We start from the raw sequence: 6876 nt of genomic DNA, 5'->3' as shown, positions 1-6876 counted from the left end.
GGAGTTGGGCTCTTGTCCTACGACGGCACCCCACCCAATCTCGGCGATCTATGGACACTGGGCGCTGCCCTGTCCTATACCCTCTACATTTGGCGGCTCGAAGTCCACACGCCGTCGTTTAATGCCCTCACCCTGACCGCAGCCCAGCTCTGGGGCACCACAGCGATCGCCCTCCTTTGGGTCTTCCTAGGGCAAGCTGAGTATCTCATGCCCAGCAGTTGGCCAAATCTCCCCTGGCCTGCCCTCATGTATCTAGGGATTTTTACCACCGCCTTCACCACCGTCCTGCAAACTTGGGGACAGCGGTTTGTAGGTGCCAGCCAAGCCTCGATTGTCTATACCCTAGAGCCCGTATGGGCATCGATTTTTGCCTTTGTGGTGATCAACGAACGCTTGGGCATTCAGGGCATCCTAGGAGCCGCGGCCATCCTCTCGGCCACTCTTCTTTGTCAACTGGCGGGACAGAGCGATCGCCCCTAGTAACGCAAGATAGAAGAACGAAGATAGAAAAACGAAGACAGAAGAACGACAAGGAAGTCTAGGGCACACAAGGGTTTCCACCTTAGCTCCTAGGCGGGTTACTTCCGCTTCAGAGTACTAGAAACTCTCAGAGTACTAAACACTTAGTCATAGTGATTAGATCCTGGGATTAAGACGACACTAGGGCCAACTCCGGCAAGGCACCCTGCATTTTAGAGAGCCAAGTGACCAGATTTTCAAGCTGCTGCTCGGCCTTCAGTGCCCCTAGCCCCCGCACCGTCACCTTGCCGCTGCTGTAGACAAAGCGCGATCGCAAATGGTCGGGGAGGTTTTCCTGCAGCCGTCGCCAGGCCGGTTCTTCCATGGGGGTTTCCAGCACCACATGCTGCTTGCCCTCTGGCTTAATGCGGGAAAAGCCCAGCCCCTTGGCAATTTGCTTGAGCTCCATCACTCGAATCAACTGCTGGGTGGCACCGGGGAGAGGGCCATAGCGATCGCTCCAGTCAGCGGCAATTTGAGTCAGCTCGCGACGAGACTGGGCCGCGGCCACGGCTCGATAGGCGCTCATCTTTTGATCAAGGTCGGGAATATAGTCGGCGGGGACAAAGGCCGTGACGTTGAGATCAATTTGGGTGTCGTCCACCTGGGGAATGTCTTGACCGCGAATTTCAGCGATCGCTTCCTCCAGCATCTCCATATAGAGGTCAAACCCAATGGCGTCCATCTGCCCCGACTGTTCCGCCCCCAGCAGATTGCCCACCCCGCGAATTTCCATGTCCCGCACCGCTAATTGGTAGCCTGAGCCAAGCTGGGTAAATTCCTGAATGGCGCGCAGGCGCTTGCGGGCCGTTTCCGTAAGCTGACTCTGCTTGGGGTAAAACAGCCAGGCATGGGCTTGGATGCCCGCCCGCCCCACCCGGCCGCGAAGCTGGTAGAGCTGGGATAGACCAAAGCGCTGGGCGTCTTCAATCAAAATCGTATTCACCCGAGGAATATCTAAGCCCGATTCGATGATGGTCGTACAAACGAGAATTTCTGCTTCGCCGCTACTAAAGGCCAGCATGGTGGCCTCCAGTTCGCTTTCCACCATCTGACCATGGGCGATCGCAATCCGAGCGCTGGGCACCATCTCCCGCAGGCGACCGGCCACCTCCTCAATGCCCTCCACCCGAGGCACCACGTAGAAAATCTGCCCACCCCGATCCAGTTCCTGGCAAATAGCCGTACGCATCACTTCCGGATTGTAGGGCGATAGGTGAGTCTTAATCGGCCGGCGGGAGGGCGGCGGCGTGGTAATTAGGCTCATTTCCCGCACCCCAGACAGGGCCATGTAGAGGGTACGGGGGATGGGCGTTGCCGACAGAGTCAGCACATCCACCTGGGTTTTCAGCGCCTTAATTTTTTCCTTTTGGTTCACCCCAAACCGCTGTTCTTCATCCACCACCAATAATCCCAAGTCGCGGAAGGTGACGCCCTTACCCAACAGTTGGTGCGTCCCAATCACCACATCCAGTTCTCCCGTAGCCAGACGTCGTTGAATATCTCTGCGTTCTTCAGCACTGCGAAAGCGGTTGAGCAGACCCACCTGAATGGGATAGGGGGCGAACCGTTCCTTGAGGGTATGGTAGTGCTGTTGAGTCAGAATAGTTGTGGGAGCCAGCAGCGCCACCTGTTTGCCAGCGGTAATGGCTTTGAAAATGGCGCGGATGGCCACCTCGGTTTTACCAAAGCCCACATCCCCACAGACCAGGCGATCCATCGGACGCGGACTTTCCATATCCCGCTTAATATCCTGGGTGGCCTTGAGCTGATCCGTCGTAGGTTGGTAGGGGAAGGAGTCCTCCATTTCCTCCTGCCAAGGCATATCGAGAGGAAAGGGGAAACCCTGCATGTCAGCCCGCTGGGCATAGAGTTTCAGCAGATCGACGGCCACTTTCTTGATCGCCTTGCGCACCTTGCTCTTAGTGCGTTCCCAGGCCTTGCCGCTCATTTTATTGAGCTGGGGAGCCGCATCACCGGCCTTGCGATAGCGCGATAGGGAGCCCACCTGATCCGCCGCCACTCGCAGCAGGCCGTCGGCATATTGCAGCACCAGGTATTCGCGAATCTCGTTATTAATGCTCAGGCTTTCTAGCTTGAGAAACTGCCCCACGCCATGGTTTTTATGCACCACAAAGTCACCGGTTTGCAGGGCATTGGGATCCACCTGCTTCGAGGCGGCGCGGCGGCGTTTGCGGATGTAGGTGGGGGTGGCCAGGGTATGCTGGCCAAAAAACTCCCGATCGGTGACTAGCACCAGACGGAAGGTCGGCAAAATGAAGCCCTCTAGCTCCGCCAAGCCGGAATATTTCACCGCCACGGGAATATGCTGGGTTTGCAGCTTATCAATGGCCAGGTAGTCCCGAGGATTGGGGACAAACTGGGCCGGACAGTCATGCTCCTGCAGCAATGCCACCGATCGCGACGGTTGGGCCGACACCAGCCAAATGCCAAAGCGGCGATCGCGTTCCTGACGCAAGACCTCCGCGAGCTTGCCAAACTGGTGGGGCAGGGTGGGCACCGGACGGCTGGCTAAGTTTACCCCCTGGCCCTCCTCCGCAATTTCACTGAGATCGATGTGCTGAAACACAGCGATCGCCTCCAGAGATGCATCAAACGAGCGATGCTGTTTCGGCAGGGGCGCGGCATGGTTGCCAAACATTTCATGCCAATGATCATCGGCATGATCCAGCCAGCGATCGCTATGGGCACGGCACTGGTCCGGCTCATCCACGGCAATCAGGGTCGTCTCCGGCAGGTAATCCAGCAGCGAGGCCGGGCGATCGAAGGCCAGCCCCAGAAACCGGCGCGCCCCTTCCAGGGTATGGCCCGTTTCCACCGGCTCCAGCTCATCTGGCGATAGGTAGGGCGACAGCACCTCCTGATCGCTGCCCAACTGCCGCAACTGCTCTAGCACGATGGGAGCAAAGGTGGTCACCGTCAACACCAGTTGGGGAATGCTGTCGAGGGAGCGCTGGGTGGCAGGGTCAAACTCGCGAATTTTATCCAGCTCATCGCCAAACAGCTCCAGCCGCACCGGCAGCTCCGCCGCCACCGGATACACATCGATAATGTCTCCCCGACGGCTCCACTGCCCCTCCGTTTCCACCAACGGCACCCGCTCGTAGCCCAGCCGCGCTAGCTGACCACTCAGATCCTTAAGGTTAATGTCCATCCCCTGCTGCAGGGTGACGCAAAACGGCTCGAAGGCCGCTTTGGGAGGCAGATGAGGCTGAAGCGATCGCTCCGTGGCCACAATAGCTAGAGACGACTGGGGCTGATGCTGGAGCCCCACCAAATCCGCCAACACCTGAAGCTGCCCCCAAGTCATTTCCGACTCAGGATCAAAGGGTTCGTAGGGCGAGGCTTCGGAACTGGGGTAGAAATGCATCGTTTGCCAGCCCATGGCCTCAAGCTGCACCGCCCAGCGGCCGGCGTCTTCCAAGGTGGCAGTGACCACCAAAAGCGGTTGGTTTTGAGCTTGGGCGAGGGCGGAAGCTACTAACCCCTTGGGCAATCGCGCTACACCGTTGAGGTAGAGATGGCGATGGTTTTGGAGTTTAGTGACAAATTCTTGGGTGAGGGGCGATCGCCCCAGGGCCCGCACAATGGAAGAGAAAGCCATAACCAGGGAAACGTCCGTGCATGTGTGAGATGAGCTTCTCTGATTATTGTAGGCAGGGGGAGAGACGTTGGGAAAATCCATCCACTGCTTTTGATCGCAGCCCCACTGCCATCCTTAGCGAATGCTAGGGTAGAAACCCCCTATGCACGTTTACAGATGGCGATGTATTCATCCTCTAATACCCGTACCTGTACGCTACTCATCCTAGTTGGCCCGAAAGGAGCAGGTAAAACATTCATTGGGACTGCTTTAGAGTCGCATCTGAAGATCAAGTTTCTCAACATTGAGAGCATCTTCCTCGACCTGCTGCGTCAAAAACCAGACTTGAACGGCATTGCAATGGAGCACCAAGGGTTTCAGCTAGTTTTGGATCAATTGGACAAACTAGCGCTGATCCACCCAACGCTCTGTATTGAATCTACAGGCACAGCGCAAACTTTCTCAGACCTTATGGCCACCATTAGGCAACACTTTCGGGTGGTGCTCGTACGCGTCTATGCACCACTTGAAACCTGCCTAGAACGGGTAAAAGCGCGGGATGCTGCTATCCACCTACCCGTGTCAGAAGCACGTCTCCGCCAGATTAATGCCTATGCGGCGGCTGTCACAGCACCGTGGGATGTAGAGTTGGATAACTCAGCCTTTTTGCCAGAGACTGCGATCGCTCAAGCCATCCACCCCCTGGTACAGGCTTAGAAACCTAGGCCATGAAACAGATCCCAAGAATGGGCCATCCCAGAAAAAGTTGACCCTAGGATGATCTGCGCATTAAGACGGTTGGGCTAAGGGCGGCGGGGGATCGGGGGTGAGCACCACACAGCCAATACAAAGCCCAAGGGCGATCGCCCCCACTATTGCCAAGAACTCTGGTGCCAGGGCCTCCGGGGTCGGGATCAGCCAACCAAACGACACAGCGGCCGCCGCTGTCCCGGCTAGATACATGCCGATACCGAGCCCCGCGCGCTCACCGGGAACATGGGTGAGGGCAAAGGGAAAGGCTCCGTTGAAAATGCTGCTGAGGCTGAGGGGAAGCAATCCTGCGCAAACAATCCGTAGTCCTGAACTCGGCACCATGAGCAGCAGGGAGAGGATAATCGTGGTGGCTAAGCCCAGGATGAGGATCGGGCGATTGCCGATTTTCCTCGCCAACCAGCCCGCAGGCAACGTCGCGGCCGCCAAGCCCAAGGCGACGAAGAACATCAAGCGATCGCCATTGAAATCTGGCTGCAGACTAAGCACAAATTTAGGAATATTCCCCATCACCAATCGCGTGCCCCAGCCAATGGTCAACCCGGCCAGACCAATGAACGTCAGCGGCCGCCACCCCGGCGATCGCATCTGCACCACCGGTGCCGCCGGCGGGGTAATTCGTCGCAACACAAAGGACGCTCCCAAGAGCACCATGGATGCCACCCAAAAGGTCACCAAGGGGCCCAGGGCCAGCAGCCCCCTCTCTACCAAGGGTTTGGCTAGACCTACAAGCTGCTGGGCAAAAATGAGGCAACTGGCCACCAAGGGCAACTGGGGCACGCTGGAATAGATGAACAGCAGCGAAACAATCGGGCTATGGAACAAGGTCATGGCGATCGCCCAGGCCACCAACAGAAAAATCAGGCTCCAGCGAAAAGCTGCCCCACCAGCGATCGCCAAGGCTGGGATCAGGATAAATATCGTCGCGGCTGCAACCACACCGCTGGAAATAATCGGAAAGCGTGTACCTAGCCAATGCAAACTGCGATCGGACAAGCTGCCGGCGATGGGATGGACAGCGATCGCAATCCCACTTTCTACCATAAACAAAAGCGCGATCGCCTCCCCCGGCAAGCCCATTTGGGCGAACAAATCAGGCATGTAGGCTCCATAGATCACCCACATCAAGGAAATGATCGCCTGAACCGTCGCCAGGGTAATCACTTGTCGCCAGAGAATTGTCGGGGCGGGGGCAGCAGAGGTCATGGCTTTCTCAGACGTATTTAGAAAGGACTTGGAAGGGAAACAACGGGATTCGTTTTCCTAATCTAACCGCAAGCTCGGGGGAATCCAACAGACAACGGTTCAACCCAACGACAAGGGGGAGGCAGATGACCCACCTCCCCCTTGAGGATAAAGTGCCGAACAGGATTAATATGCCAACGTCAGCCCGAGCAGCAGCGATGGAGAGCCAGTCCCACGACACCCATGGCAAAACTCAGTCCCAGGAATGCTTAATATTCCGGCACGGATGCATCCACTTCTCGGCTCCAAGCCTGAATACCGCCCTTCACATTGGTACCCTCAATGCCAGATTCCTTCAGGATCGCCAGCGCCTTGGCCGATCGCCCGCCCATCTTGCAGTGGGCAATCAGGCGATGTCCGTTGAGCACCTCTTTCACCTTGGCAATGCCATCGCCATTTTCGATATCCGGCAGCGGCACCAGCACCGATCCCGGAATCTGGGCAATGTCGTACTCATTGGGATTGCGCACATCCAGCAGCACAAAATCATCTGCACCGCTATCCAGCAGCGCCTTAAGCTCCTGCACCGTCATTTCAGGAATCGCCATTTGCTGCTTAGCCTCCTCTGCCTTAGCCTGGGGAATACCACAGAACATTTCGTAATCGATCAAGCCGTCGATCACCGGACGCACCGGGTTGGGGCGCAGCTTCAGTTCGCGGAAGGTCATATCAAGAGAGTTGTACAGCAACAGGCGACCGCTTAGAGTCGTACCTTTGCCCAAAATAATCTTGATAGT

At 56.9% G+C, this 6876-nt stretch carries 5 protein-coding genes; 2 read left to right on the top strand and 3 right to left on the bottom strand.

Translation table 11 applies throughout. The annotated features are described in order from the left end of the window. The coding region (locus V6D20_12855; GenBank protein HEY9816671.1) for a DMT family transporter at positions 1-480 on the top strand (480 nt) is incomplete at its 5' end. Between the two features lie 169 nt (positions 481-649). On the opposite strand, the gene mfd is transcribed toward V6D20_12855, so the two are convergent. Beyond that, positions 650-4144, bottom strand: coding sequence for a transcription-repair coupling factor (gene mfd / locus V6D20_12850; protein ID HEY9816670.1), 3495 nt, complete (start codon positions 4142-4144; stop codon positions 650-652). 162 nt (positions 4145-4306) lie between these two features. Here mfd and V6D20_12845 point away from each other — a divergent pair, with 162 nt between their 5' ends. Further along, the gene (locus V6D20_12845) at positions 4307-4840 is read left to right on the top strand and encodes an AAA family ATPase (protein ID HEY9816669.1); all 534 of its coding nucleotides are present in this window, start codon (positions 4307-4309) and stop codon (positions 4838-4840) included. Positions 4841-4912: 72 nt separating this feature from the next. Here V6D20_12845 and V6D20_12840 read toward each other — a convergent pair whose 3' ends face one another. Then, on the bottom strand, positions 4913-6100 hold the full coding sequence (locus tag V6D20_12840) for a hypothetical protein (GenBank protein HEY9816668.1): 1188 nt from the start codon (positions 6098-6100) through the stop codon (positions 4913-4915). Between the two features lie 248 nt (positions 6101-6348). Then, on the bottom strand, positions 6349-6876 hold a 528-nt coding region (locus V6D20_12835), incomplete at its 5' end, for a rhodanese-like domain-containing protein (GenBank protein HEY9816667.1).

It is taken from the genome of Candidatus Obscuribacterales bacterium (assembly GCA_036703605.1).
Lineage (GTDB): Bacteria > Cyanobacteriota > Cyanobacteriia > RECH01 > RECH01 > RECH01.
This window is presented reverse-complemented; position numbering and strand designations above follow the sequence as displayed.

What these genes read in the sequence shown, in the direction of transcription:
- V6D20_12840 (HEY9816668.1), bottom strand. Translation starts at nt 6,100, where the DNA reads ATGACCTCTGCTGCCCCCGCCCCGACAATTCTCTGGCGACAAGTGATT.
- V6D20_12845 (HEY9816669.1), top strand. Translation starts at nt 4,307, where the DNA reads ATGTATTCATCCTCTAATACCCGTACCTGTACGCTACTCATCCTAGTT.
- mfd (HEY9816670.1), bottom strand. Translation starts at nt 4,144, where the DNA reads ATGGCTTTCTCTTCCATTGTGCGGGCCCTGGGGCGATCGCCCCTCACC.